The organism is Pseudomonas sp. MWU13-2105 (assembly GCF_023242315.1).
Taxonomy (GTDB): domain Bacteria; phylum Pseudomonadota; class Gammaproteobacteria; order Pseudomonadales; family Pseudomonadaceae; genus Aquipseudomonas.
The window spans coordinates 51,389-76,524 of the sequence record NZ_JALLIY010000025.1 but is presented as its reverse complement, the minus strand read 5'-3'; the positions used below and the strand labels follow the sequence as shown (position 1 = coordinate 76,524).

The 25,136-nt window shown below is 61.0% G+C and carries 17 protein-coding genes and 1 pseudogene; 13 read left to right on the top strand and 5 right to left on the bottom strand.

Annotated elements, in window-relative coordinates:
* Nucleotides 1-5: 5 nt before the first annotated feature.
* Nucleotides 6-593, bottom strand: coding sequence for a LysE family translocator (locus M5B96_RS29275; RefSeq protein WP_248800406.1), 588 nt, complete (start codon nucleotides 591-593; stop codon nucleotides 6-8).
* 189 nt (nucleotides 594-782) lie between these two features.
* Between M5B96_RS29275 and M5B96_RS29270 the strand changes: the two genes are divergently transcribed.
* Nucleotides 783-992 carry a hypothetical protein gene (locus M5B96_RS29270; protein ID WP_248800405.1) on the top strand — a complete coding sequence of 70 codons (210 nt, stop codon included), beginning with the start codon at nucleotides 783-785 and terminating at the stop codon, nucleotides 990-992.
* Between the two features lie 236 nt (nucleotides 993-1,228).
* Complete coding sequence (locus M5B96_RS29265) at nucleotides 1,229-1,711, top strand: DUF1640 domain-containing protein (protein ID WP_248800404.1); 483 nt, start codon at nucleotides 1,229-1,231, stop codon at nucleotides 1,709-1,711.
* 1 nt (nucleotide 1,712) lies between these two features.
* Here M5B96_RS29265 and M5B96_RS29260 read toward each other — a convergent pair whose 3' ends face one another.
* On the bottom strand, nucleotides 1,713-2,609 hold the full coding sequence (locus tag M5B96_RS29260; protein WP_248800403.1) for a LysR family transcriptional regulator: 897 nt from the start codon (nucleotides 2,607-2,609) through the stop codon (nucleotides 1,713-1,715).
* Between the two features lie 140 nt (nucleotides 2,610-2,749).
* Here M5B96_RS29260 and M5B96_RS29255 point away from each other — a divergent pair, with 140 nt between their 5' ends.
* Nucleotides 2,750-4,174 (top strand): MFS transporter, encoded by a 1,425-nt coding sequence (locus M5B96_RS29255; protein ID WP_248800402.1) that lies wholly within the window; start codon nucleotides 2,750-2,752, stop codon nucleotides 4,172-4,174.
* A 151-nt stretch (nucleotides 4,175-4,325) separates the two neighbouring features.
* On the opposite strand, the gene yfcF is transcribed toward M5B96_RS29255, so the two are convergent.
* Together yfcF and M5B96_RS29245 are read right to left on the bottom strand one after the other, a co-directional pair.
* Nucleotides 4,326-4,958, bottom strand: a complete 633-nt coding sequence (yfcF, locus tag M5B96_RS29250; protein WP_248800401.1) for a glutathione transferase — start codon at nucleotides 4,956-4,958, stop codon at nucleotides 4,326-4,328.
* Nucleotides 4,959-5,065: 107 nt separating this feature from the next.
* Nucleotides 5,066-6,274 (bottom strand): MFS transporter, encoded by a 1,209-nt coding sequence (locus tag M5B96_RS29245; RefSeq protein WP_248800400.1) that lies wholly within the window; start codon nucleotides 6,272-6,274, stop codon nucleotides 5,066-5,068.
* Nucleotides 6,275-6,382: 108 nt separating this feature from the next.
* On the opposite strand from M5B96_RS29245, the gene M5B96_RS29240 reads away from it, so the two are divergent.
* The 10 genes and pseudogenes from M5B96_RS29240 (at nucleotide 6,383) to M5B96_RS29195 (ending at nucleotide 14,713) form a co-directional block, all read left to right on the top strand.
* Nucleotides 6,383-7,318 (top strand): LysR family transcriptional regulator, encoded by a 936-nt coding sequence (locus M5B96_RS29240; protein WP_248800399.1) that lies wholly within the window; start codon nucleotides 6,383-6,385, stop codon nucleotides 7,316-7,318.
* A 133-nt stretch (nucleotides 7,319-7,451) separates the two neighbouring features.
* A complete protein-coding gene (locus M5B96_RS29235; RefSeq protein ID WP_248800398.1) occupies nucleotides 7,452-7,733 on the top strand; it encodes a DUF3761 domain-containing protein in 282 nt (93 codons plus the stop codon).
* A 54-nt stretch (nucleotides 7,734-7,787) separates the two neighbouring features.
* Complete coding sequence (locus tag M5B96_RS29230) at nucleotides 7,788-8,261, top strand: hypothetical protein (RefSeq protein WP_248800397.1); 474 nt, start codon at nucleotides 7,788-7,790, stop codon at nucleotides 8,259-8,261.
* Between the two features lie 71 nt (nucleotides 8,262-8,332).
* Nucleotides 8,333-8,710: pseudogene (locus M5B96_RS29225) on the top strand (nucleotidyltransferase family protein); the annotation flags it as partial.
* A gap of 172 nt (nucleotides 8,711-8,882) precedes the next feature.
* Nucleotides 8,883-9,512, top strand: a complete 630-nt coding sequence (locus M5B96_RS29220; RefSeq protein WP_248800396.1) for a CDP-alcohol phosphatidyltransferase family protein — start codon at nucleotides 8,883-8,885, stop codon at nucleotides 9,510-9,512.
* A 76-nt stretch (nucleotides 9,513-9,588) separates the two neighbouring features.
* Complete coding sequence (locus M5B96_RS29215; protein WP_248800395.1) at nucleotides 9,589-11,346, top strand: bifunctional alpha/beta hydrolase/class I SAM-dependent methyltransferase; 1,758 nt, start codon at nucleotides 9,589-9,591, stop codon at nucleotides 11,344-11,346.
* A complete protein-coding gene (locus M5B96_RS29210) occupies nucleotides 11,343-12,704 on the top strand; it encodes a phosphatase PAP2/dual specificity phosphatase family protein (RefSeq protein WP_248800394.1) in 1,362 nt (453 codons plus the stop codon). Before M5B96_RS29215 ends, M5B96_RS29210 begins: the two co-directional genes overlap by 4 nt.
* A complete protein-coding gene (locus M5B96_RS29205; protein WP_248800393.1) occupies nucleotides 12,694-13,149 on the top strand; it encodes a hypothetical protein in 456 nt (151 codons plus the stop codon). Before M5B96_RS29210 ends, M5B96_RS29205 begins: the two co-directional genes overlap by 11 nt.
* Before the next feature lie 9 nt (nucleotides 13,150-13,158).
* The gene (locus M5B96_RS29200) at nucleotides 13,159-13,779 is read left to right on the top strand and encodes a lysophospholipid acyltransferase family protein (protein ID WP_248800392.1); all 621 of its coding nucleotides are present in this window, start codon (nucleotides 13,159-13,161) and stop codon (nucleotides 13,777-13,779) included.
* A gap of 1 nt (nucleotide 13,780) precedes the next feature.
* A complete protein-coding gene (locus M5B96_RS29195; RefSeq protein WP_248800391.1) occupies nucleotides 13,781-14,713 on the top strand; it encodes a phosphatidate cytidylyltransferase in 933 nt (310 codons plus the stop codon).
* Between the two features lie 166 nt (nucleotides 14,714-14,879).
* Here M5B96_RS29195 and M5B96_RS29190 read toward each other — a convergent pair whose 3' ends face one another.
* Nucleotides 14,880-25,127, bottom strand: coding sequence for a hemagglutinin repeat-containing protein (locus tag M5B96_RS29190; RefSeq protein WP_248800390.1), 10,248 nt, complete (start codon nucleotides 25,125-25,127; stop codon nucleotides 14,880-14,882).
* Nucleotides 25,128-25,136 lie beyond the last annotated feature (9 nt).

Sequence of the window (25,136 nt, the reverse complement as noted above, 5' to 3'; positions counted from 1 at the left end):
CCGCCTCACGGCAGCAACAGGTAAATCGCACTGAGTGCCAGCAACAAAGCCATCAACCGGTTGAACAGGCGCATGCCCTTGGGGTTGTCCAGATAGTGCCGTAGAAAGGTCCCGGCAAACGCCCAACAGGCAATCGAGCCGTAGCAGATCACGAAGTACACCGCCGCGAACTGCCATACCAGATGCCCCTCGCCATTGGCCACGAACGCCCCCATCCCAGCCACGCAGGCCAGCCAGGCCTTGGGATTGAGCCACTGCATCAGCGCGCCGAGCGTCATCGTCGGTTGTTTGCCGGGCTGACTGGTATTCAGGCCGCCATCGTCGAGCGCCAGCTTCCAGGCCATGTACAACAGGAAGGCCACCCCGGCCAACTGGATCACCCGGGTCAGGCTCGGCACGAACAGCAGCAGCTCATTCAACCCAAGGCCGATCAGGACCAGCAACAGGGTGAAACCCAGGGTCGCGCCGGTCACGTGTCGCAGGCTGGCGCGCCAGCCGAACTGCGCACCGGCACTCAAGGCGACGATATTGACCGGGCCAGGGGTAATGGAAGAGGCCAGCGCAAAGGCCGCCATGGAAACAAGGATGCTCATCGTCTACTTTCCGCATGGATGGATGTCGGGCTGAAGGTAGCCATGCGCACGGCTCGTGGTATTGAAGAAAACGCCCCTGTACAACCTTTTGCTCCATAGGCGAAATGTTTCATCCAGCGAAGCATTCAAGCGGCGTAAGATGGACAAGGTATTATTCGTGCATTGCATCCAGCCAGGGGAAACCGAACCATGAAGCCGAACCTCGTCAAAACCGCGCTGGCGCTGAGCGCCCTGCTGTTGAGCGCCTGCTCCGGCACGAGCACGATAACCAGCAACAGCGCCTGCTATAGCGAAAGCTGTAATCAACACTACGACAACAAACCCGTCACCCAGAGTTTTGGCGGTTCGAACCTGGGCAGCAGTTTCCGTGAGTACGGCACCAGCATGCTGCGCGACTAATCCCGATCGCGGATAATTGGCCCGCGCCCCCTCCAGCAGCCACGTTGATTTGCGCGCAAAAACCCAGGCCTTGTCCTGCCTCCTCATAAGAAATGTCCGACTTCCCACTCCCTGGCTTTACATCGATTATCTGAATCTGGACCGCTGCCCTGGTAGCGCCTGCCCAGCCTTCGCTTTTGACGGAGGCCTGCCGTCAGGCGGTGCCTCCTGGTCACTTGTCCCCTGCAGGAGATACGATGAAGCTATCGATGAACTTATACGACGCGCTGACGAACATCAGTGTCCCTCCGAACAAGGCCAAGGCGGTTGTGAATGCCTGGGAGTCGGATATGGAAAAATTCGCGACAAAGTCTGATCTGCTCCGCACCGAGACACACTTGCAAACGTCGATTACGGAACTCGGCGCGGAGCTGCGCGGCATGATCAAAGACCAGAGTGTGGAGATACGCTCCTTGGGCTCGATGCTCCGAGAACAAGGGACAGAACTACGGGCCTCCATCAAGGAACAAGGTGCGGAACTACAAGCCGCCATGACGAAGCAAGGCCAAGAACTGCGATCCGCCATCACAGAACAGGGTGCAAAATTCCAGGTATCCGTTGCTGAAATGGACTCACAGAACAAGATCCTGCGCTGGCAGCTCAGCATCCTGCTCATCTGCATCAGCATTCCCATGCTCAAGCTGGCTTACGACATGCTGGTCAAGTTCACCTTGAACTGAGTCACCCCGGCTGCGCGCAGACTTGCCGAAGGCACCCGCGCAACCAGCGATGCGCGGGATCGGCATCCAGCCGCGGATGCCAGAGCATCGCCACCGTGAACGTCGACAGCGAGAACGGAAGTTCAAAGCTGTGCATACGGGTACGCAGGTTGCCGGTGTGACGTTCAGGCACGGTGGCGATCAAGTCTGTGGACCGGGCCAGTGACAGCGCGGTCGAAAATCCGGCGACAAACGTAGCCACCTCACGACAAAGCTCAAGCCGCTCCAGCGCCTCATCGACCGCTCCCCTGTCGAGTTCCCGCCGCGAAACAACGATATGCTGGCCCGCCGCATAGCGTGCCGCGGTCATATCCCCCTGACTCAGCGGATGCTCCCGGCGTACCACGCCAATAAAACGATCGCGAAACAGCGCCTGGGTCAACAACTCCGGACCTTGGCTGCTACCCACCACACCGGTTTCCAGATCGACACTGCCATCACGCAGCGGCGCGCTGTCCTTGTCCGGTTTCTGCAGGAATCGAAGGCGTACTCCGGGCGCCTCTTCAGCGATCCGGGCCAGCAGCGCGGGACCGAAGTTCTCCACAAACCCGTCACGAGTACGCAATGTGAAAGTGCGCACCAGTTGCTTGAGGTCCAGCTGCCCGACAGGTCGCAATACGGCTTCGGCGTCCTGCACCAACTGCGCGACTCGCTCACGCAACTCCAGCGCCCGCGGCGTGGGCACCAGGCCGCGCCCGGCCCGGACCAGCAGCGGATCGCCGGTGCTTTCCCGCAAACGCGCCAACGCCCGGCTCATCGCCGAGGGGCTGAGGTGCAAGCGCCGGGCCGCGCGCGCCACACTGCCTTCGGCCAGCAGCACATCCAGGGTGACCAATAGATTGAGATCGGGTGTGGACATGGAGCGCCCCTTGGCATGCCTGGATCGGATAGAGCGTCAAACACACGAGTAAAGTGCAAATGATGCACCTTCCGCCATGTTAGACGCCGGCGTAGATTTCTGACAGCTCCGCGTTGGGAGTAGCCAAAAAGAGAAGCCGGATGAAACCGATCATTGCAGAACCAGGCAAGCTAGCGACAGATGCTGAACCTCACACACCTTCGGTGCGTTGGGCACTGGCCGGCTTGTCGCTGTCGATGCTGCTATCGTCCCTGGGCACCAGCATTGCCAATGTCGGCCTGCCTACCCTGGCACAGGTGTTCAACGCCTCCTTCCAGAGCGTGCAATGGGTCGTCCTCGCCTATCTCCTGACGATCACCACCCTGATCGTCAGTGTTGGGCGGCTTGGTGATCTCACCGGCCGACGGCGCCTGCTCCTGGTCGGTATTGCCCTATTCACCCTGGCCTCGGCCCTGTGCGGTTGCGCCCCCACGCTCGGCCTGCTGATCGGCGCCCGGGCGCTGCAAGGGATCGGCGCGGCGATCATGATGGCCCTGACCCTGGCGTTTGTCGGCGAGACAGTGACGAAGGCCCGGACCGGCAGAGCCATGGGTTTACTGGGCAGCATGTCCGCCATCGGCACGGCCCTGGGTCCATCGCTGGGCGGCTTCCTGATCGCCGGGCCAGGCTGGCACGCGCTCTTCCTCGTCTGTGTGCCGCTGGGTCTGCTGACGCTTGTTCTCAGCCACCGCCATCTTCCCGAGGATCTCCAGCGCCCCCAGCGTGAGCGCAGTGGTTTCGACCCGCTGGGCACACTGCTGCTGGCGCTGACACTGGCGGCTTATGCCTTGGCCATGACACTGGGACGCGGTCACTTCGGCCTGCTCAATATCAGCCTGCTGACAGCGGCGACCTTTGGCCTTGGCCTGTTCGTGCTCACCGAGTCGAAGGTCAGCTCACCGCTGATTCGCCTGGCGATGTTCCGCGACCTCCAGCTGAGCGGGAGCCTGTGCATGAGTGCGCTGGTCTCGACGGTGATGATGGCGACACTGGTGGTCGGGCCTTTCTACCTGGCGCAAGGACTCGGCTTGGATGCCGCCTCGGTCGGACTCGCCCTCTCGGCCGGGCCCTGTGTCTCGGCGCTGAGCGGGGTGCCGGTGGGTCGACTGGCGGATCGCTTTGGTGCACAGCACATGAGCGTTGTCGGGTTGCTGGCCATGTCGCTCGGCTGCCTCGTATTGTCGCTGCTGCCGCAGACTCTTGGCCTGGGTGGCTACATCAGCCCGCTGGTGCTTGTCACTTTCGGCTATGCCTTGTTCCAGGCGTCCAATAACAGCGCCGTCATGAGCGAGGTCAGCACGCAGCAACGCGGCGTAGTCTCCGGCCTGCTCAACCTGGCGCGCAATCTCGGGTTGATCACGGGGGCATCGGTGTTGGGTGCGGTGTTTGTGTTCGCTTCAAAGGCAGCCGACATCACCAGCGCGGCCCCCGAAGCCGTCGCCAGCGGCCTGCGGACGACCTTCGCCACGGCCCTGGCGCTGGTTGTCGTCGCATTGGCCATTGCGCTGGCTGTGAAGAAAAGATAAGCACCGATTTAGTCGGAGCTGGCTTGCCGGCGATGGCGACCGAACAGGCGATGCAAGGCGTACTGGCCTCATCGCCGACAAGCCAGCTCCCACAGGATTTTCGGTGTACTCAAAATCCCATTTCATCCAGACACCGCACAGCGTCCGGCAACTACAACGCCGGACGCTGGAACCCGACCCACTCCTGCACGGCAGGCCGCAGCCATTGGCGCCGCGCATATTCCACCAAGACAGGAGGTACGTCGTCACCGTTGAGGACCAACCGGTTGAGCATCAGCGCCAGGTCGGTATCGGCAATCGACCAGTGACCGAACAAGTTCTCGCGGCCGTCCGCCAGTAGCTCCAGGGCTGCCGCGAACAGCTTGCGCGTTGCCGCCTCGGCCACTGGCGACAACGGTCCGGACTTGCGGCCATAGAACACCACCAGGGTGGAACGCTCCTGCCGGATCGGCATCAGGTCACTGCGCAGCCAGGCCTGGATCTGCCGGGCCTGCGCACGCTGTTGACGGTCTTGCGGATAAACCGGCACCTGCGGGAAGGTTTCTTCCAGATACTCGGCAATCGCCGACGACTCGGACAGGGCAAAGTTGCCATGCACAAGAGTGGGTACCCGCTGGGTCAGCGACAGGCTGGCGTAATCCGCAGCCTGGTTTTCCAAGGCATCGAGGTCCAGCGGAATGATGTCAAAGTCGATGCCCTTTTCCCGCAGCACGACGAAATCCGACATGGCATAAGGGCTGGTGAATTGAGCATCAACGTACAGGCGCAGGCGGGAATCACTCACAGTACATCTCCATATCCATAGGCGGGAGAGGACACGCTACGAGATTCGACGCCATAAATAAAATGCACGATTTTCATGCGCGCATTCCCGACGGGAATACCGTGGTTTCAGCGATCCAAGGCTCTCTGTACGCACCAGGACAGTGGCAACGTCAACAGCACCGTGGCCGCCAGGGTCATCACCGCGACCGGGATGCCGGTCATGTCACCCAGTCCCCCGAACACCACCGGCGCCAGCGCCCCACCGCCGATGGTGCCGGTATAGAACAGCGCGAACGCCTGCTCGCGCTTGCCCGCCTGCGACAACTCCGGCACCACGCCATAGAGCACCGACGATGTCCCGTTCAGCACCAGCCCCAGCAACGGCAGCATCACCATCATGCCGGACAGCGGCAGATACACCGCCAGCACGATCAACAATGAAGTAGCGGACTCCGTCAGCCACACGGTCTTCATCATGCCGATACGCGCGCCCAGGTAGCCGCAGGACAACTTGCCGAACGCGCCGCCGACGAACAACAGCATCAACGCCAGGCCGATACCCGCCGTCCCGGCTCCCTTGCTGCTCAACAGGAACGGCAGGAAGGTGAGAAAGCCCATGCGCACCGCACTGTCCAGCGTCCCCGTCAGCAGTAACGCACGTAGCCCGCCGGCGGAGCCTTTCCCCGCCAGTGCCGCGGTGGCTTTGCCTGGCCCGGGCAGGTTGACCGCCCGTGTCGGGACCAGCCACCACAGTAGCGCGGCCGCCGCCAGGCCGAGCACACCCATCAGCGTGACACTGGCACGCCAACTGATGACCGTCAGCAGCAGGCCTGTCAGGCCCGGGATCAACGTCTTGCCAATATCGCCGGAAAAGTTGTACTGCGACAGCGCCTCCTTGACGCCACCGCCGGCCTCATGGGTATCGGTAATCAACGAGGAAGCCAGCGGATGCTGGGTGCTGGCGCCCAACCCACCCAGCAGCAGCGCCAACAACAATACCGTCAGCCCACTGGCCTGACCGGCAAGCAGGTAAGCCAAGCCGGCCAGTGCCGTGCCGCCCACCAGCAAACGCTCGCGTCCCCAGCACCTGGCGGCCCGGCTCGCCAATAACTGGAAACCGGCCATCATCCCGGAATAGGCCCCGCGTAACATCCCGACCTGTGCGTAGCTCATGCCGAACTGTGCCTGCCAGATCGGCAGCAATACATAGATCACATCGGTCAAGCCGTCGTGTACGGCATGGGCGCTACAGGCGGCCAGCAGGGACCGACGACGCAAGCAGGTCCCGGTGGGTTGCGATTCGCTCAATGTGAGTTGGCTTTTCAGATCATTCATCGTGTTAACTCACCGAGTCTCTCGTTTTATGACGAAAAGGCTTTATAGAATACGCAGGCTGGCGAAGACCAATACCGAATTCGAACCGATCAATACCCAAGGACCAGGATGCTCGATCTACGCAGGTTGCGTTACTTCTTGACTGTTGCCGAGGAGCTGCATTTTGGCCGCGCAGCACTGCGCCTGCACCTCGCCCAACCACCCCTGACCCGGCAGATTTCGACCCTGGAGGTCGAACTGGGATTTCGCCTTTTCGACCGCACCAGCCGCAGCGTATCGCTCACGCCGCAGGGCCGCGCCTTCCTGCCTTACGCCCGCTCGGTGCTGGAGCAAGTCGACCTCGCCGCAGTCATCGCCAGCAAGTTGGCGGCAGGCACCGCCGGCCAGTTGGTCCTGGGCTATGCCAGCTCGATTGCCCTGTCGGATATTTTCAGCCAGGCCATCCGGGCCTTCGCCCAGCGTTTTCCGGAGGTTCAGCTGACTTTGCTGGAAAGCGCTTCAGGCGCCCTGGTGGCGCAGATCGTCGACGGTCGCATCGATATCGGCATGAGCCGCCTGTCGCCGTCCGACGGGCAAACCGAGGTCCAATCCCTCTCCCTGGGTGAAGAGCAACTGGTGGCCGCCCTCTCCAGCGACGACCCACTGGCCGAGCAATCCGAGGTGACTCTGGCGCAGCTCAGTACGCAGCCGTTGATACGCTATCCAATGGATTACGGCTCAGGGCTCAACACGATTATCGAGCACCTCTACCAACGTCACGGCCTGCACTTGCAGCCCGGGCCGGCCGGGCGGCAGATCACCTCGATCATCGCCCTCGTGGCCGCCGGCCAGGGCTTCGCACTGGTGCCTCACTGCACCCGGACCCTGGCAAAAAAAGGCGTGACCTACCGGCCCCTGGCCGATCTCGACGCCTGCGCACCACTACTGGTGCTCACCCACGCGCAAGAACGCGGCCTGCTGGTGGAGGCGTTCATGGGAGTGATCGACGAGCTTCGACTTCGACGGGGCCAGGAGCAATATACGTCAGTCGAAATCAAGGACTGACGCCTCCCCGTAAACAAAGCCCCGGGAGAGAAAAGACAGAGTAATTTCAAATTGCTACCATCCTGTTGAAAAGGAACGTACGGTAATCACACCTGTATGAAGCCTCCCTTTTACACCAAGGATCGGTCAGCTAATGAAACTCGCACTCCTGGCATTTGCCGCCTGTTTGATTTTCCAGCCTGCCTTCGCCAGGTCCGATACTGATCATCAGGTAGTTACCCCCGACGAAGCGCAATTGATCGAGCATGGCTCGTATACGAATACAGACGGAAACACCGTGCACAGCCCGGCCCACAGCAAATCAGGTCGGGCCCCCGAGGGCGCCACGGCCCAGTGCCGCGACAAGACTTACAGTTTCAGCCAACATCGGCGGGGGACCTGCTCACGGCATGGTGGTGTGATGGCTTGGTTGTAGAGAGCGTCCAGGAAATAATGAAGCGCTTATTCGCAATCCTCCAGGAGCCAGACAATGACGAAACCCTTATGCGTCACCCTCGCCTTCACATTGCTCCTCGCGCTATCAAACGCAGCCTTCGCTGAAACGGCTAATGAAGCAGCCCGCAGCTTCATCACCCAATCCCACGCCGGCGATGATCTCGCCGCCATTGCACTGTCGGCCGCCAAGCGCACGCAAACCTATGGAATGCTCGTTGCAAAGCTGGGGGATGCCGGGGCCAATACGGCCTTGTCGAGCGAAATCAATACGCTGCTCCCGCAGTACCAAACGAAATGGGACCAGAACCTGGCAGCCGCCTATGAGAAGTCTTTCTCCTCAGAAGAGTTGTCATCACTCGCGTCTAAAGGTCGAGACTCAAAATACGCGGGTAAAGTGATACAGCGACAGTCCGAAATCGGAAAAGAAATGCAGTCCAGTTCAGGCCCCATTTTGATTTCCCTGGTCACTGAGGCACTCGAGGCATGCCTTGCCAAAAATGGCCTGTAAACAACGTTCCCCGTCACAAAACTTCATAATCCCTTGAGCTATCCTCGGCGGCCTGGAACGGAGCAGCACCATTCGACAATGACCCCTCCTGGGAAGCTGAAAACGAGGTTATCCAGGCCACTCGACGGCTTTTCCAGGACCTCGGCGTCAACATCGATATCAAGAACCAGGCCCGCGTCCATCTTTGGTACGAACAGCGATTCGGGCGGGCCTATTCTCGATTGGAATCGGCCAAAGACGGCATTGATCGCTACCTTATTGCCGGCACCTGCATCGGGCTGGATGTGGTCACGGGCGAGGTCTACGCACCCTACGGCCTGAGCGATATCGAGCAAGGCCTGCTTCGGATCAATCCCGTACATCGCCAACCCGACTTGTTCGAGCGCAAGGCAGAAAGTTATCAGGCGCGCTGGCCTTGGCTGAAAATCGTGGCAACCAGCCAAGCATAAAAACCGGTTTGTTTCCTGAATATGTCTGACTGCACACATTTTTATCCGGAACCTAATGTCAGTCCCGGTCATTTCTGGCAATAATCCAGCTGTTTTGCCAATAAGCGGTCTCTCCTGCTCGCAGGAGTCCCCTAGCCCCGCTCACCGCCCCCGGACAAGGACCGTCGTCGCCATGCCTTCGATCTACCAACTCAAACCACGCTTTCAGAACCTGCTGCGACCCGTGGTCCAGCGCCTCTTCGACAATGGCACCAGCGCCAATCAGGTCACCCTGAGCGCCGCCGTGATTTCCCTGCTGGTGGGCGCCGTAGTCGCCACCTTCGCCGGACACACCTGGGTGTTCGTGCTCATCCCGCTGTGGATGATCCTGCGCATGGCCTTGAACGCCATCGACGGCATGCTCGCCCGGGAATTCGGCCAGCAATCGAAGCTCGGCGCCTACTTGAACGAACTCTGCGACATCGTCGCCGACAGCGCGCTGATCCTGCCGTTTGCCTTGTTGCCCGAGGTCAGCCTGCTGGCGGTGCTGCTGGTGGCTCTGCTGGCCCTGTTCAGCGAATACGCTGGCGTATTGGGACCGATGGTCGGCGCCTCACGACGCTACGACGGCCCCATGGGCAAGAGCGATCGCGCCTTCGTCCTCGGCGTGATCGCCACCGGCGTGGCCTTTGGCCTGCTCAATGGCCAATGGATAAACGGGTTGCTGCTGCTGATGGTGGCACTGCTGCTGGTCACCCTGGTCAACCGGGTACGACAAGGTTTGAAAGAAGCCGGAACCATTGCGGAACAGCCGGTCAAATAACCCGAATCGCAACACCGCTGCCACAGAGATTTGCCTCAAGCCCCCACCCGCCAAGATCCGGCAAAAGGACATTGCAATGCGCGACGAGCAAACCCAGACCTTCCGCACCCATGATGGCGTCGAGCTGTTTTATCGCCACTGGCCAGCCACAGCGCCTGCCGCCGGCGAGCCGCGCAAGGCCATCCTGTTGTTCCACCGCGGACATGAGCATTCCGGACGGATTGCCCACCTGGTGGACGAACTCGACCTGCCGCAGTTCGACTTCTTCGCCTGGGACGCCCGCGGCCACGGCCAGTCGCCAGGCGCGCGCGGCGACAGCCCGAGCTTCGCCACCAGCGTGCGGGATGTGCAGACCTTCTGCGATCACCTCGGCGCTACCTTCGCTATCACCGAAGAAAACATCGCGGTAATCGCCCAGAGCGTCGGTGCGGTGATCGTCGCCACCTGGGTACACGATTACGCGCCAAAAATCCGCGCCCTGGTACTCGCCTCCCCAGCCTTCAAGGTCAAGCTCTACGTACCTTTCGCCCGTCCGGGCCTGGCCCTGATGCGCCGCTTTCGCGGCAACTTTTTCGTCAACAGCTATGTCAAGGCCAGGTTTCTCAGCCACGACCCGGAACGCATTGCCTCCTATGACAGCGACCCGCTGATCACCAAGGCCATTTCGGTGAATGTCCTGCTCGGGCTCTACGAGGCCGCCGACCGCGTGGTCGCCGATGCCAATGCGATCCAGGTGCCGACCCAGTTGCTGATTTCCGGCGCGGACTTCGTGGTCCATCGCAAGCCCCAGGAACAATTCTTCCAGCGCCTGGGCAGCCTGAAAAAAGAACGGCACATACTCCCCGGTTTCTTCCACGACACCCTCGGTGAACGCGACCGGCACCTGGCCGTCGGCCGCGCCAGGCGTTTTATCGAACAGAACTTCCTCTCGCCGGTCAACCGCCCGGCCCTGCTCGACGCCGATCGCATCGGCGAAACCTGCGCCGAATCCGAGTCGCTGGCAGCCCCCCTGCCGCACAACTCGCCGCGCGATCTCTACTGGCGCCTGACCCGCGCCAGCATGGGCCTGGGCAGCAAACTGTCGGCCGGGGTCAAGCTCGGCTTCGACACCGGTTTCGACTCCGGCAGCACCCTGGACTACGTCTACCGCAACACCCCCACCGGGCATACCGCGCTGGGCCGGATGATCGACCAGAACTACCTGAACTCCATCGGCTGGCGCGGTATCCGCCAACGCAAGCTGCATGTCGAGGAACTGCTGCGCCAGGCCATGGCCCAATTGCGCGAGCAAGGCCGGGAAGTGCGGATCGTCGACATCGCCGCCGGCCACGGGCGCTATATCCTTGAAGCCCTGCACGGGGTGACTCCACTGCCCGAGTCGATCCTGCTGCGCGACTACAGCGATATCAACGTACGTGACGGCAGCGCGCTGATCGTCGAAAAAGGTCTGGGGGATATCGCCCGGTTCGTCAAGGGCGATGCCTTTGACCGCGCCGACCTCGCCGCACTGGAGCCCAAGCCGAGCCTGGCGGTGGTGTCGGGCCTGTACGAACTGTTCGCCGACAACACCATGGTCGGCAACTCCCTCGCCGGCTTGGCCGAAGCCTGCGAACCGGGTGCTTATCTGGTCTACACCGGACAACCCTGGCACCCGCAACTGGAACTGATCGCCCGTGCCCTGACCAGTCACCGCCAAGGCCAGGCCTGGGTCATGCGCCGGCGCAGCCAGGCGGAAATGGACCAATTGGTGGAGGCCGCCGGTTTTCGCAAAATCACTCAACGGGTCGATGAATGGGGGATCTTCAGCGTGTCCCTGGCGCAACGCGTGCAATGATGAGCTGTACGCCCCGCGAAGCCGGCCTGCTGAAACGCGCCGTGCTCTGGCTGGTCCTGCTGGCGCCATTGTTCTTCGCCAGCTACGGCTTCGCCACCTGGTACACCGCCCGGCGCAGCGATGTCGGCAGCTACGTGTTCGGCTGGGAAAGCCAGATGCCGTTCTGGGCCTGGACCATCGTGCCCTACTGGTCCATCGACCTGCTTTACGGTTTGTCGCTGCTGCTGCCCAGGAGCAGGCGCGAGCTCGATCGACACGCCTTGCGCCTGCTGACAGCCCAGGCGATCGCCGTCTCTTGCTTCCTGCTCTGGCCGTTGACCTTCACCTTCCCCCGGCCACCGCTGGACGGCGTGTTCGGCTGGCTGTTCGCGGTGCTGGCGGGCTTCGACAAACCTTTCAACCAGGCGCCTTCGCTGCATATCGCGTTGCTGGTGATTCTTTGGCTCATGTACCGTCGGCATTTCAACGGCGCCGGACGCTGGCTGGTGCACGGCTGGTTTGCACTGATCGGTGTGTCGGTGTTGACCACTTATCAACACCACTTTCTCGACCTTCCCACCGGCGCCCTGGCCGGCTGGTTGTGCGTCTGGCTGTGGCCGGATGATCGCGCCAATCCGTTGGCCGTGGCGCGCCTGGCACGCGACGGTAAACGCCTGGCCCTGGCCGCGCGCTACGGGCTGGCGGCGCTGCTGCTGGCAATCGTCAGCTTCGGCTTTGCCGGTGCCGCACTGTGGTTGCTCTGGCCGGCACTGGCCCTGGCGCTGGTGGCACTGAATTATGCACTGTTCGGTGCCGAGGGCTTCCAGAAACGCGCCGACGGCAGCTTGAGCCCCGCCGCGCGCTGGCTGTTTGCCCCCTATCGAAGCGGCGCGTGGATCAATTCGCGGCTCTGGACAAGATCGCATCCACAACCCGATCAGGTTGTAGACGGCCTTTGGCTCGGGCGACTGCCAAGCCGACGCGAACTTCAGGCAGGCCCGTTCGCGGCCATCGTCGACCTCTGTGCCGAGCTACCGCTGGCCGCCGAGGGTCGGGCCTATCGCAGTATCCCCGTGCTGGACCTGATTGCACCGTCGGCGGAACAATGTCGCGCAGCCGCCCTGAGCATCGATGAACTGCGTCAGCATGGAGCGCTGCTGGTCTGTTGCGCCCTGGGCTATTCGCGCAGCGCCACGGCGGTTGCCGCCTGGCTGTTGCACAGTGGTCGCGCGACGCGGATCGATGAAGCCATGGCGCTGATACGCGCGGCACGTCCCGGCGTGGTCCTGCATCCGCAGCATCGCCAGGCGCTGGAAGCCATGATCGACCTCACAGCCAGCGAAACACCCGCTCGCTCGAGGATCGCCGATGCCCGCTAACCTGCAACTGCACGTGGTCGCCAGCCTGCTACGGCGCGGCCGCGCGCTCGATCAGCTGTCCATGGGGCTGACCGTACTGGGTGTCCTGCTGGGGCTGGCCCCCTTGCTCTTCGACACCATCAGCCTGTGGTGCCTGGTGCTCAGTGCCTGGCTGGTACTGTCGGGCCTGCTGGAAAAATACTGGGCCTTTCGCGTCGCTTTCGACGCCGATCTGTTCCAATTGATGGCACAAGACCCAGGCAACCTGAGCGACCGTGGCGCGGCACTGGACCAGGCGCTGCAAGACCTCGGCCTGCAACCACGGCAATCCACCAACCGCCCCTGGGCCGAGCGCAGCCGAGGCGCGCTGGGCCTGCTCAAACGCCAGGCGTTGCTGGTGCTGGCACAAATTTCCCTGCCACTGCTCGTCATTCTGGCCAGCCCCTGGCTGCCCTTCGCCGGATAAGGAATCGTCATGCTCGAACCCGTGGTAGCCACCCTCATCACCTCCGGCGCCCGCCTGATCACCGGGGCCCGCAGCCTGTGGATCGGCTGCGGGCCCGATCCGCAGCAGCGCATCTACTTCGCCAACCACAGCAGCCACGGTGACTTCGTGCTGCTCTGGGCCTCGCTGCCACCGGCGCTGCGCAAACTCACGCGGCCGGTCGCCGGCGCCGACTACTGGAATAAAAGCACCCTGCGCCGCTACATCATCAAGCGGGTCTTCAACGGCGTGCTGATCGACCGCGAACGCAAGGAGCCCGGGGACAACCCGCTGCAACCGATGCTCGATGCGCTGGAACAAGGCCACTCACTGATCATCTTTCCCGAAGGCACGCGCAACCAGGAGGACGGCCTGCTGCCGTTCAAGAGCGGGATTTTCCACCTGGCCCGGAGCTACCCGCAGGCGCAGTTGATTCCGGTATGGATCGCCAACCTCAACCGGGTCATGCCCAAGGGCCGTGTACTGCCCCTGCCCCTGTTGTGCACCACCAGCTTCGGCGCCCCGCTGCGACTCGAAGACGACGAAAGCAAAGAACACTTCCTGCAACGCAGCCGCGATGCGCTGCTGGCCCTGGCACCGGAGCAACACTGAAATGGATAGGCAGACCCTGATGTTGTTCGCCGGGATCGGCATGATCCTGGTCCTGGCTTCGCTGATCGGCTTCATCCTCAAGTGGCGTACCCGCGGCACGCCGAACGCGGTCATCGATAACCTCAACGCCCGGATCAACGCCTGGTGGGTGATGGTGCTGGTGATCGGCATCGCCTTCTGGCTGGGGACCGGCGCGGTGATCCTGCTGTTCTATGCAGTGTCCTTCTACGCCCTGCGCGAATTCCTGACCCTGACACCGACCCGGCGCAGCGACTACCCGGCGCTGGTGGCGGCGTTCTACCTGGCCTTGCCGTTGCAGTACCTGCTGATCTATAGCGACTGGTACGGGCTGTTCTCGATCTTCATTCCGGTCTATGTATTCCTGCTGCTGCCGATCCTCGCCTCGCTGGGTGGCGACAGCACGCACTTCCTGGAACGGGCCTCGAAGGTCCAGTGGGGGCTGATGATCGCGGTGTTCTGCGTGTCGTTCGTACCGGCGCTGCTGACCCTGGACATTGCCGGCTACGAAGGCCGCAACCTGCTGCTGATCGCCTACCTGGTGATCGTGGTGCAGTTGTCCGACGTGCTCCAGTACGTCTGCGGCAAGCTGTTCGGCAAACGCAAGATCGCGCCCAACCTGTCACCGTCGAAAACCGTCGAAGGCTTTGTCGGCGGCATTACCCTGGCCTCGTTGATCGGCGGCGCGCTGTTCTGGATTACCCCGTTCAATCCCTGGCAAGCGACGCTGATCGCGTTGTTGATCAACCTGCTAGGGTTTGCCGGTGGCATCGTCATGTCGGCGATCAAGCGCGACCGTGGGGTCAAGGACTGGGGTCATATGATCGAAGGTCATGGCGGCATGCTCGACCGGCTGGACTCGGTGTGCTTTGCCGCGCCGATCTTCTTTCATCTGGTGCGCTACTGGTGGACGTGAGGAGCTTTATGGCTGGCCGGCCATCAGATCGATAAAGCGCGTAATAAAAACGGGCACCTGTTCAGGTGCCCGTTTCATGTGTACGTAGAACCGTTATTGCCCTTGGAGTCACCCGGCAAGCCCGGCCCTGAAACGGTACCACCCTGTTTCAGGACCAGACAAAGGCTCACCTCTCGGCCATTGTCATCAGCGGCTCGATCGCCGACAACACCGCTTCCTTGACGTCTTTGGCCATGGGCGATTCGACAATCTTTTTCTTGATAGATTGCCAATCCGCAGCTTTCGCACCGGCGCCCAGAGCCCCCTCTCCGGCAGACACCGCTCCTCCCGACAAGCCTTGGGCAGCACCGGCCAACATCTCCAGCACCAGCCGGGCCGTTCCACCTTCAGCCCAAGCGGCTTCAGTAGCGGGATCCTTGGCCTCTTTGGCAGCTTTATACTGCGTGTCCGCGTAATCGGCGATATGCTTTTTAGTGTCGTCAGCCGTTTTATTGGCAACAATTCCCAGGGTAGTCAATCCACTTGCGCCACCCAGTGCCGCTCCAATCAGCCCGGTGGCGATATTGGTCGCTACGCGCTTCTCGCCACCTGCCTCCCAACTGGCAGCCACTTCCTTGTAAATACGCTCTGCATCCGCTTTCTCTTCAGGCGTTTTGGCAAAGTTGACCTTATTCTCTGCATCTTTTTTCGCCTCATCGGCCACCCGGTTCACAATATCCCCGGTCAGCGCCATGGAGCTGTTGAGTAGATCGATCCGGTCATTCAGGGCTTTCTCGCTCGGTTTGTCCAACGCCTCGTTGGCGTGGGCGGTGTCGCGGTTTAGCCCAACCAGATCATAAGCACCCGCGGCATCACGGACGATGACCGTACCCTCGCTCACCGCGCTACGAGTCTTGCTGCTATCGGACTCTCCCATCGCCAAGGGCATGCCGCTTTTGACGCCGCCATCAAAACCTTTCGCGCCGTTATACGACCCTGACAACGATATTGATGCGCTCTGACTGTCGATGTTGCTCTTGTTCTTGATGTCTCTGGTGATCAGGCGATCGGTAATCAGTAGATTCTTGTCGGCACTAGCATCGCTGGCGATCACCGCCCCTTGCAGCGTGGTGTTATTACCGACATTGATGTTGTAGCCACCATTGCCTGCAAACAGCCCACTTTGATCCTTCACTGCCTTGTAGTCGGAGTTCAGCTTGCTGTTGGAGAGATCCAGGGAGGCGCTGGCACTAGGACCGGCCGTAGCACCGTAGCAGAACGGCGGAACGCAGATGCTCGCCCCGAACCCCGCATCGGTCTTCTTGGTGGTTTGTTTCTCCGAGTCCTGCCGCGAGGCAATGTTGAGGTCGCCGCCAATCACCGCGTTGATGGTGTCTGCCTTGACTTGAGCCCCAGCCAGCGTCGTGTCCTTTCCGCTATTCAGCGTCAGGTTGCCGGTCTGCAGCGTGCTGTTGACCTGGGTTACGGAATTGCCGTCACCCTTGCCCAACCCCACTTTTGCCCCCAGATCGAGGGTGAAACCGTTCTGCTCACCCAGGTTGAAACTGACACCAATAGCCGTCCGGCTGTTGCTGGTGTCACTGGTGCTTTGCCTGGTGTTTTGCGCACTCTCCAGGATGATGTTGTTTTTTGCATCCAGTACCGTGGAGCCTGCTTTCAAGTTACTGCCCACCACATGGATATCTCCAGCCGTGCCCGCCGACGCGCCGGTCGAAACAATCTTCAGGGTCTGACCTGTATTGATCGAGCTTTGGTGGGCGGTCTGGGTCTCGGTCTCGCTGCTGCTTCTCGTATGGGAGTTCGCCAACTCCGTACCGATTTTTATCAATGACCCCTTCCCGCCCGTCTTGTCACCGTAGTTCATGATCTGGGTGGCGAGATCAAGGTCCATGCGACCGAGTCCGCTCGCCGTATCCGACAGTTTCAACCCTAACTGCGCCTCCTTGACCGCACGAAGCCGAGGGTCCTCGATCGCCTCGACGGACTTGAGCGTGTCCTTGAGGTTGTAGAGCGTGTTGAACGTATCAATCACCGAACCACCCATCACCCGCCCGACACCCAGGCTGGCGGTTTTGTCCTTGCTGGTTTCGCTCGAGCTTTCCATACCTGCGGCGATGGTCACGTTGGAGCCGGTCAGGGTCATGTCCTTGGTACTGATCAGATCGCTGGCCACGACCGCCAGTTCTCGGCCAGCCGTCAGGTTGACGTTGCCGTGGGCCGACCCCAGGGTGCTGCCGCTCAAGGTGGTTTCGGACTTCTGGCCATTATGGCTTGCGCTGTTGATGAACAGCTTCTGGTTACCGGTGATGTCATCGATCCCCAACTTGTTGGCGGTCAGTATGCCGGTCAGGTCGCGGTTCTTTTCCTTGTGCATTTCATCGCGAGTGGAGGTATTTTGCGCGGCGGTGATGGTCAGGTCACGGCCGGCTTGCACCGTCAGATCCTGCATGCTGGCTACGGCCGACCCCGTCACGGCCACATCGCGCTTGGCCGTCACTTCCACGCTATCGCCCGAGATCAGGCTACCGACAGCTTTCGTTTGTGCTTCAGAGACTCGATCCTCAGATTTGCTCGACTTCAACCCTAGCCAACTGCTTTTACTCTTGCTGCTCTCATGCCGGGCACTGCTCGTGTCGGTAACGGCCACAATCTGTACATCATTACCGGCTGTCAGTTTGACCGCCCCTGTCGAGGTCACGCTACTGCCCTTGACCATCAGGTCATTGCCCGCCCCCAGTGTGGTCTTGGAGCCGCTGGTCACGGCACTGGCCACGTTGGTCGTGCTCGCCACCTCATCCAGGCGGGTCTTTTTACTCGAGGAGCTCTTCCAGGTATTGGTGTAAAAGCTGTAATCCCGATTTTCAGCGGTCTGAAGTGTAAGGTTCGCGCCAGCAGACAGATAAGCTTCGTTGGCTGCGCTCACTTGACTGGCCACCAACGCCAGATCCTTGCCAGCACTCAGGGACACGTTGCCTCCCGCATTGAGGGTGGAAGCTACCTGGCTGCTATGTTTCTCATCCGCCCGGTACCTCTTGTACCAACCACTGGAATCACTTTCATTGGCGGCTGACGACAGTGTCAGGTCCCCTGTCGCCCCCATGGAAATATCGCGTTTTGCGTCGATATGACTGGCGACACTGCTGATATCCCGTCCAGCACTGATGCTCAGGTCGCGTCCAGTGGTGACGCTGGAGCCATTCTGAATGATCTGCTTATCGGCACGATTGGGGTTTTGATTGCTGCTGATCTGCTGCGCCGAACTGATATTCACATCGCGCCCTGCCGTCAGAACCGTGTCACGCCCACTCTTCAGGACACTGCCCTGGTTGGAAATGTCCTGACCCGCCTTGAGAACAAGATCATTGGCTGCTTCTATACGCGCCGCGCTGTCAATAAAGTCGGTGCGTCCGTTCATTCGGCCATCGCTGCTGGCATGGGTCGTCACCGTACGCTCGTTGATGACGTCCCCCGTGACGGCCATGACACTCACGTCACGTCCAGCAATAATGCCGCCGCTCTTGTTGGAAAGGTTATGGGTTGCCAAGGCATCCAGGCGATTGCCTGCTTCCAGCAGTCCACTGTTGACCAAGTCATTTCCCGCCGTTGCCGACAAGTTACTGCTGGCCCGCAAGGTTCCGGCGTTGTTCAGGTCCTTACCAGCGATCAGAGTCACATCGCTCCCCTGGATCAATGCACCGTTGGGCGCCAACCGGTTGTTGGCATTGGCCAGGTACAGCACCGGCACCAGGACCTGCTCGCCGTTCACCGTTGCGTTTTCCATCCAGACAATATCATGGGTCAGAGCCGCGACCTGCTCGGAGGTCAAGGACACACCCAACTGCAGATTGAGCGCCTGCTTGCTGGCAACCGCGTTGTTCATCAAGTACTTGAACATGCCGTCATCCGAAGTCTGACCATCGATGAAACGCTGGCCGGTACGGGCCACTACGGCCTGTTGAATCAGCTTCTGTTCGTAGAGCCCGTCGCCAAGGCGCTTGGCGCTGGTGTCCGGGTTGTACCCCAGGTTGGACAGCAGGTAGTCAGAACTCATGAATTGCTTGAGGTCCGTGAGCACCGGATTGGTTTCGATCAAATACTTTTGCGGGTTGGATTTTCCGGAGGTGTCAGGCAAACCCTGCACTCGCGTAATCGTCCCTCCCTGATTGCCCTGAGCACGATCAGCCAACCCGACAGAGACTGCACTCGGGGCCGAGAGATCACCCGGTGTCGGTTGTCGTTGGGCGGCGCCCAGGCTGGCGCCACCCAGCGTCCAGCTCTGCGGTCCCGTGTTCACAGGGTTACTGCTGCCCTGCCCACTCAGGCGGAATAGCCCGTTTTGCCCCGTTGGCAGTGTAAAACCAGGCAAGGCGACGGGATTGACCTGCTGTTGCGCCAGGTTCGGCGGCAATTGCTGATTGATGGTCACCCGCGTGGAATAAGGGCTTCCGGATCCTGTGTCGGCCAGGTTACGACCGGCTGCAACGTACTCGTAAAACGGCCGGATCACACTGTTGTTGATATTCTGGGCAGCATTGAGATTGACACTACCGCCGGCCTGCATGACGGCATCATAGGATTGTCCGCCGATATTGGTGGTTGTAGTGGTGCCAAATTGACCGATCAGGCCGCCACCGGTCCAACTGAGGAAATTACTCAGATCCGCGTTGACCGTAGCTGAAGGTGTTGGATTGTTCTTCGCATTGAAGAGCGCCGCGGCTTGCGTCGCCTGACCAATTTGGTCGACGTAGTTCCAGAAGAAGCGGCTGGTCTTGATTTCCTGAGGTTGCAGCCCTTGGTTGTTAATCGTGGAGGCATTGGCCGTCAGGCTACCCGTGGCTGCGATGGTGCTGCTGATGTTGTTCAGCGTCTGGGCGTTGATCAAGGTGTTGCCGCCACTGGTCAAGCTGGAAGCCGCAGTACTCCTGGTCACACTCAGGCGATCGACTTCATCGACTCGCCATAACCCATTGATCCCCCCCCAATTTCGGCGGTCGCAACCCGGACCGGGGATCAGGTTGCAATCAAGCTGAGTAATGCTCGTGGAGCTTTTTTCATGAGGGGTATATTCCAGAACATCCCTGACATTATTTACGGTCGCCGCCGCAATCGTCAGATTACCTTCGCTTTGAATATCCCCGGAACGGTTGTCCAGCAAATCCGCCTGGTTCTGGCTCGGATCACGTGCAATCAGCACATTGCCCAAGCTATAGACCTGCGCATAGCTGTTGGTGAAGCTGGCAACAAGCAATCGCATGTCACCGCCACTGGAGATCAGGCCGTGGTCGTTGACCAAGCCCCCGGTAGCTATCGTCAACTCCTTGCCACTGCCCAAGGTGCCGGTATTACTTACGCCCGCCGCCGTCAGGCTCAGGTTGCCACTGGAAGTCAGCCGGCCGGCGTTGTTTAACTGGCCGGCGATGTTGACCGTAGCATCCCCGCCACTGGCAATACTGGAGGAGCTCCCCAAGTTGACCTGACCCGCCTTCAGGCCCAGTGAGCCCAGGCTGCTGAGCCGACCACGGCCACCATAAGCACCGTTCAGGTTCAGGCTGGCACTGCCATCACTGGCGATCAGGCCATCATTGCTCCAGTTGCTGCCGTTACCCACCAGGCTATTGGACGCGAGCAATTGCCCGCTATCCGTTTGGTACAAGTTATTGACGTTGACCGTCAACCGCCCGGCCTGGATCACAGCGCTGTTTGTCCAACTGTCGGCATTGAGTGTTAATCCACCACGAGTGACCAACGTGCCGCCGGCACTGCTGAGGTTGGCCATGGAGATAGCGAAGGTGCCAAGACCTGCATGCAACAAACTGCCCCCCTGGTTCAGGAAGCTACCCGCATAGAGATCCAGGTCGGTATTGCCGGTTTCCAAGGTGCCGCTACGATTATCAAGCAGACCTCCAATAGCAAACGTCGTTTTGCCGTCGGCCCCAAGGGCACGCAACTGGCCGGTCTGGTTGTCCAGGCTCGCAGCGGTGATCGAAAGGCTGTTATCGCTTTCAATAATGCCTTTACGGTTGTTCAGGGCGCCCGCGAGGTTCAGGCTGATCTGGCTGCCGGCGATCTGGCCTCCCAGGTCGCCACTGTTATCGAAGTTGCCGCCGTTGACCTTGACCTGGCCGCTGGCATAAAGGCCGCCGTTACGGTTGTCGATATTGCCGCTGGTCAGCGTCACATCGCCGGCACGAGCGGCGATGCGGCCGCCGTAGTTGTCGAACCCGCCGAGGGCATTGAGGTTCAGTCCCTGGCCCTGAATGCTGCCGGCCTGACGATTGTTGTTCAGGTCATAGCCGTTTTTCAGTACGCCGACGATGCGGGTTTCCAGCGAGTTTCTGACACTGGAAAGCACGCCGCCACGGTTGTCGAGGTTGGCGGCCTTGACCAGCAGCGTGCCGTCCTGGGCGATCACCTTGCCGCTCTGGTTGTCGATATCGCCGCTGACGTCGAGGTTGACCGCGCCCTTGCCTTGCAGCGAACCTTTACCGTTGCCAAGGCTGGCAGCGGTCAGTTGCAGGTCGCCGTTACGGCTGGCGATCAAGCCACCATTGCCGTTCTGTACCGCACCCGTCGAGGTGATCAGCAACTTGTCGTTGGCACTGACGAGACCGCCATTGCTGCTGTCCAGGCCTCCGCTGAACAGGCTCATCAAGCCCTGGCTGTAGAGCTCACCACCCTGGTTGTTGATCTGCGTGCTGCGTTGCACCAGCAGCGGACCGACACCGGAGAGTTTGCCGTGGGTGTTGGTCAGGGTGCCGAGCAGGTCGAAGGTGACACCGGCGCCGCTACTCAGGGTGCCGTTGCTGTTATCGAGGTCGGTGCCAGTGAAGCTCAACGCCTGTTGCGCCTGGACCGTACCGCTGTTGCTCAGGGCCATGGCGTTCAGCGTCAGCAGCGTGCCGGCGTCGATCAGGCCACCTTGGGCGTTGTTCAACAGGCCGGTGACCGTCAGGCTTTGAGCGCCGGCACTGGAGAGGGTACCGCCGCTGTTATCGAGACTGCCCGCCTTGATGGTCAGGGTTTGTTGACTGGCCAGCGCCCCGGCATTGCCGTTGAGCAACGCGCCGCTGAGGGTCACATCGACATTACCGCTACGGCTGGAAACCGTACCGCTGTTACTGTTGTCGAGCGAATTGGCGTTGATCGTCACGCCCTGCCACCCGGACAGCAAACCGCCGTTCTGGTTGATCAGGTTCGCAGCGTTCAGGGTCAACTGATTGTTACTGATCAGCTTGCCGCCGTTGCTGTTGTCCAACGTACGCCCGGTCAGATTGAGGCTTTGCGCACTGGTCAGCGTACCGCCCTGGTTGTTCAGGTCGCGCAGATGGTTGATCGTCAGGTTGCCAGCGGTGGTGATATGGCCGGCGGCGTTGTTCAGGTCGCCTGTTGCCGCACCGAAGTCGAGGGCGATGGCACTGCCCAGCAGGCTGCCGCTCTGGTTGTTGATGCCGGTACTGTTGATCGTCAGGCCAGTGGTGGCGTTGATCAGTCCCTGGCTCTGGTTGGTCAACTGACCGTCGACGGTCAGGCCCAGGTCGGCGCGGCTGGTCAGGGTACCGCCACTGTTGTCCAGGCTGGCGACGTGCGCATCAACCGAAGCCGCCGCGATCATGCCCTTGATATTGCTCAGGGCCTGGTCGATACGCAGGGTCAGGGCCTGGTTGCCCAGCAACTTGCCGTTGTCATTGTTCAGGCTTTCAGCGGCCAGGGTGAACGCCTGGGCGCTGGAGATTTCGCCGCCCTGGTTGTTGACGCCCTTGAGGTTGTTCAGCACCAGAAGAGGTGCGTTGATCAGCCCCCCCTGGTTGTTCAGTTGACCATGATTGAGATCCAGGGTAAGCGATGCATCGCCTTTCAGCGAACCGCCTTGCTGGTCCAGGCCGCTGACGCTGGCGCTCAGGTCCTTGGCACCGATACGGCCGCCATTCTGGTTGGTCAGTTGGGCGGCGGTCAGGTCCAGGCGGTCGCCACTGCTGAGGAAACCGCTGTGGCTGTTGTCGAAGGCGCCCGTCCTGATCACTACCGGGCCTTGGCCGCTGATCGTGCCGCTCAGACGGTTATCAAGGCTGGCACTGTGCAAGTCGATGCCGCCGTCGGTGACCAGCCGGCCACCCTGGTTGATCAAGGCGCCATCGCTGGTCAGGCTCAATTGCCCGGCACTGGAGAAACCGCCACCCGAGTTATCCAGGCTGGCGGCATGAGCGGTCAGCGTACCTTCGCTGCTGATCAGCCCGGCGAGCTGGTTGGTCAGCGCACCGTCGAGGGTGATCACCAGACCCGACTGCGCGCCCAACCTACCGCCACTGTTATCCAGGCTGCTGCCGGTCAGCGTGGTGCTGCCCTGGCTGACCAACTGACCCAGGCTCTGGTTGATCACCTGCGCGACCTTCAGCCCCAGCGCGGTATCCGAGAGCACCTTGCCGCCTTCGCTGTTGTTCAGGCTCTGGCCGTTGAGGTTGACCGCCTGCACGCTGGAGATTTCCCCGGCGCGGTTGTCGATAGCGCCGACGTTCAAGGTCAGCAGCTTTTTCGCCGAGATCAGCGCCGCGTTGCGGTTATCCAGGCTACTGCCGGTCAGGGTCAGGTTGCCATCGGTGACCAGCGCGCCATCTTGCTGGTTGAAGGTGCCGACGTTGGCGGTCAGGTCGCCCTGGCTGGAAATGCGCCCCGTGGCGTTGTCCACGGTGTCGGCGGTCAGGTTCAGCGGACCGTTGGTGATGACCGCGCCGCCAGTGTTATCGAGATGAGTGGCGGTCAGGTCAAGGCTTTGCTGGGCAGTGATACGGCCCTTCTGGGTGTTGTCGAGGGACTGGCCCTTGAAGGTGAAGCTATTGTTCGAACCGAGGCGGCCGCCCTGGTTGTTCACCGCACCCGTGGCGCTGATATCCAGGACGTTATTGGCCATGACCAGGCCGGTGAGGTTGTCCACGGAGCCGAGGATCAGCGTGGTATTGCCCTGGCTGGAGACTTCACCGGCGTTGTTGTTCAAGTGACCGAGGGTCGCGATCACGGCGTTCTGGCCTTTGATCAGGCCGCCCTGGGCGTTGAGCACGGTATCCGCGGTGAGGTTCAGGCGGGCGGCGCCGAGAACCCGGCCCTTGTTCTGGTTGTCGAGGGTGCCGGTATTGACGGTGGTTTGCCGTTGACCGCTCAAGGTGCCGCCCTGGTTGTTCAGGGTTTGCGTGGCGGTGACGCTCAGGTCGCGGCTGGCAATCACGCTCTGGCCGTTGTTGACGATGTTCTGTGCATTGATGCTGACGTCAGCGAGGGCATTGCGGGTTTTATCGGCGTTGACCCCGGCCTCGATGATGCCGTTGTTGGTCAACTGACCGCCACTGCTGAGCGTGATGCGGTCCTTGGCCACCAGGTTGTTCTGGCTGGTCAGGTCGCCCTGGGTTTTAACATCCAGGGTTGTACCTGCGTACATCGGCCCCTTGGCTTCAAGACTGGCGGCGTTGACATTGATCGCCCCGCTCGCCCCGCTCTCGACCATGCTCAGATGACCGTTGGCATCGAGCTGGATATCGCCACCGCTGGCAACCATCTTGCCGTCGAGTTTTACCCCGACACCGGCTTCGGTACCCACCAGCTTGATGGCACCGGCGTACATGCCGCCCAACGCCGAGGAGTCGATGGCCAGTTGCGGCGCATCAGCCGGATTGGCCGCGCGCGCCGTGGCCTTGAGCGTCTTGGCATCCACATCATTGGCACCGGCAATAATTGCCAGCTTCTTCGCATTGATCTCGGCATTGAGCCTGGCCGAGCGGGTGATGATTTCGAACTGGTCGATATTGCTGGCGTTCAGGCCCGCGCCGTCGATGGACACGCTGCCCCGATCAACCTGATAACCGGTGAGCTGACCGTTGCTGATCACCGCCTTGCCGGTGGTCAAGGTCGCCTGCGGGGTATTGATAAAGCCGCAACCGTTGCAACTGATGCCATAGGGGTTGGCCACGATCACATGGGCCGACTGCCCCGCCACTTCGGTATAACCGCGTAACTGGCTCGCGCTGGCGCCGTTCACCTCGTTGAGGATGATATTGGCCGAGGTGCCATTGAGGTTCTGGTTGCCGAGGATGATCCCGCCCAGCTGCGTCGACTGGGTCCGCGCGGTGGCGTTGTTGAGGATGACCCCGTTGGTCCCGACGTTGTAATCGCTGAACTGGTTGTGCGACAACCCCTGGGCATTCGGCGCGGCAATATTGACGATCGGCACGCCATTGCCCGCCTGCCCCAGCGTGGTACCACCGCCGCTGACCGCAATGCCGTCCGCCTGGGCCAGCAACGGCTGCCAGAACATCGCGTTCGCCAGGATCAGCGCCAGCCCGCGCTTGGGCAGGCCAAGGAAGTGCTCACGGTTTTTCAGGGCAGCAGAAGGCTGCCGAGCCAGGAAGGCAAACTGACGAACGTCCATGTCGATTTC

Excerpts from the sequence above, each read along its gene's own strand:
- M5B96_RS29275 (WP_248800406.1), bottom strand. The coding sequence starts at position 593 with ATGAGCATCCTTGTTTCCATGGCGGCCTTTGCGCTGGCCTCTTCCATT.
- M5B96_RS29270 (WP_248800405.1), top strand. The coding sequence starts at position 783 with ATGAAGCCGAACCTCGTCAAAACCGCGCTGGCGCTGAGCGCCCTGCTG.
- M5B96_RS29265 (WP_248800404.1), top strand. The coding sequence starts at position 1,229 with ATGAAGCTATCGATGAACTTATACGACGCGCTGACGAACATCAGTGTC.
- M5B96_RS29260 (WP_248800403.1), bottom strand. The coding sequence starts at position 2,609 with ATGTCCACACCCGATCTCAATCTATTGGTCACCCTGGATGTGCTGCTG.
- M5B96_RS29255 (WP_248800402.1), top strand. The coding sequence starts at position 2,750 with ATGAAACCGATCATTGCAGAACCAGGCAAGCTAGCGACAGATGCTGAA.
- M5B96_RS29245 (WP_248800400.1), bottom strand. The coding sequence starts at position 6,274 with ATGAATGATCTGAAAAGCCAACTCACATTGAGCGAATCGCAACCCACC.
- M5B96_RS29240 (WP_248800399.1), top strand. The coding sequence starts at position 6,383 with ATGCTCGATCTACGCAGGTTGCGTTACTTCTTGACTGTTGCCGAGGAG.
- M5B96_RS29235 (WP_248800398.1), top strand. The coding sequence starts at position 7,452 with ATGAAACTCGCACTCCTGGCATTTGCCGCCTGTTTGATTTTCCAGCCT.
- M5B96_RS29230 (WP_248800397.1), top strand. The coding sequence starts at position 7,788 with ATGACGAAACCCTTATGCGTCACCCTCGCCTTCACATTGCTCCTCGCG.
- M5B96_RS29220 (WP_248800396.1), top strand. The coding sequence starts at position 8,883 with ATGCCTTCGATCTACCAACTCAAACCACGCTTTCAGAACCTGCTGCGA.
- M5B96_RS29215 (WP_248800395.1), top strand. The coding sequence starts at position 9,589 with ATGCGCGACGAGCAAACCCAGACCTTCCGCACCCATGATGGCGTCGAG.
- M5B96_RS29210 (WP_248800394.1), top strand. The coding sequence starts at position 11,343 with ATGATGAGCTGTACGCCCCGCGAAGCCGGCCTGCTGAAACGCGCCGTG.
- M5B96_RS29205 (WP_248800393.1), top strand. The coding sequence starts at position 12,694 with ATGCCCGCTAACCTGCAACTGCACGTGGTCGCCAGCCTGCTACGGCGC.
- M5B96_RS29200 (WP_248800392.1), top strand. The coding sequence starts at position 13,159 with ATGCTCGAACCCGTGGTAGCCACCCTCATCACCTCCGGCGCCCGCCTG.
- M5B96_RS29195 (WP_248800391.1), top strand. The coding sequence starts at position 13,781 with ATGGATAGGCAGACCCTGATGTTGTTCGCCGGGATCGGCATGATCCTG.
- M5B96_RS29190 (WP_248800390.1), bottom strand. The coding sequence starts at position 25,127 with ATGGACGTTCGTCAGTTTGCCTTCCTGGCTCGGCAGCCTTCTGCTGCC.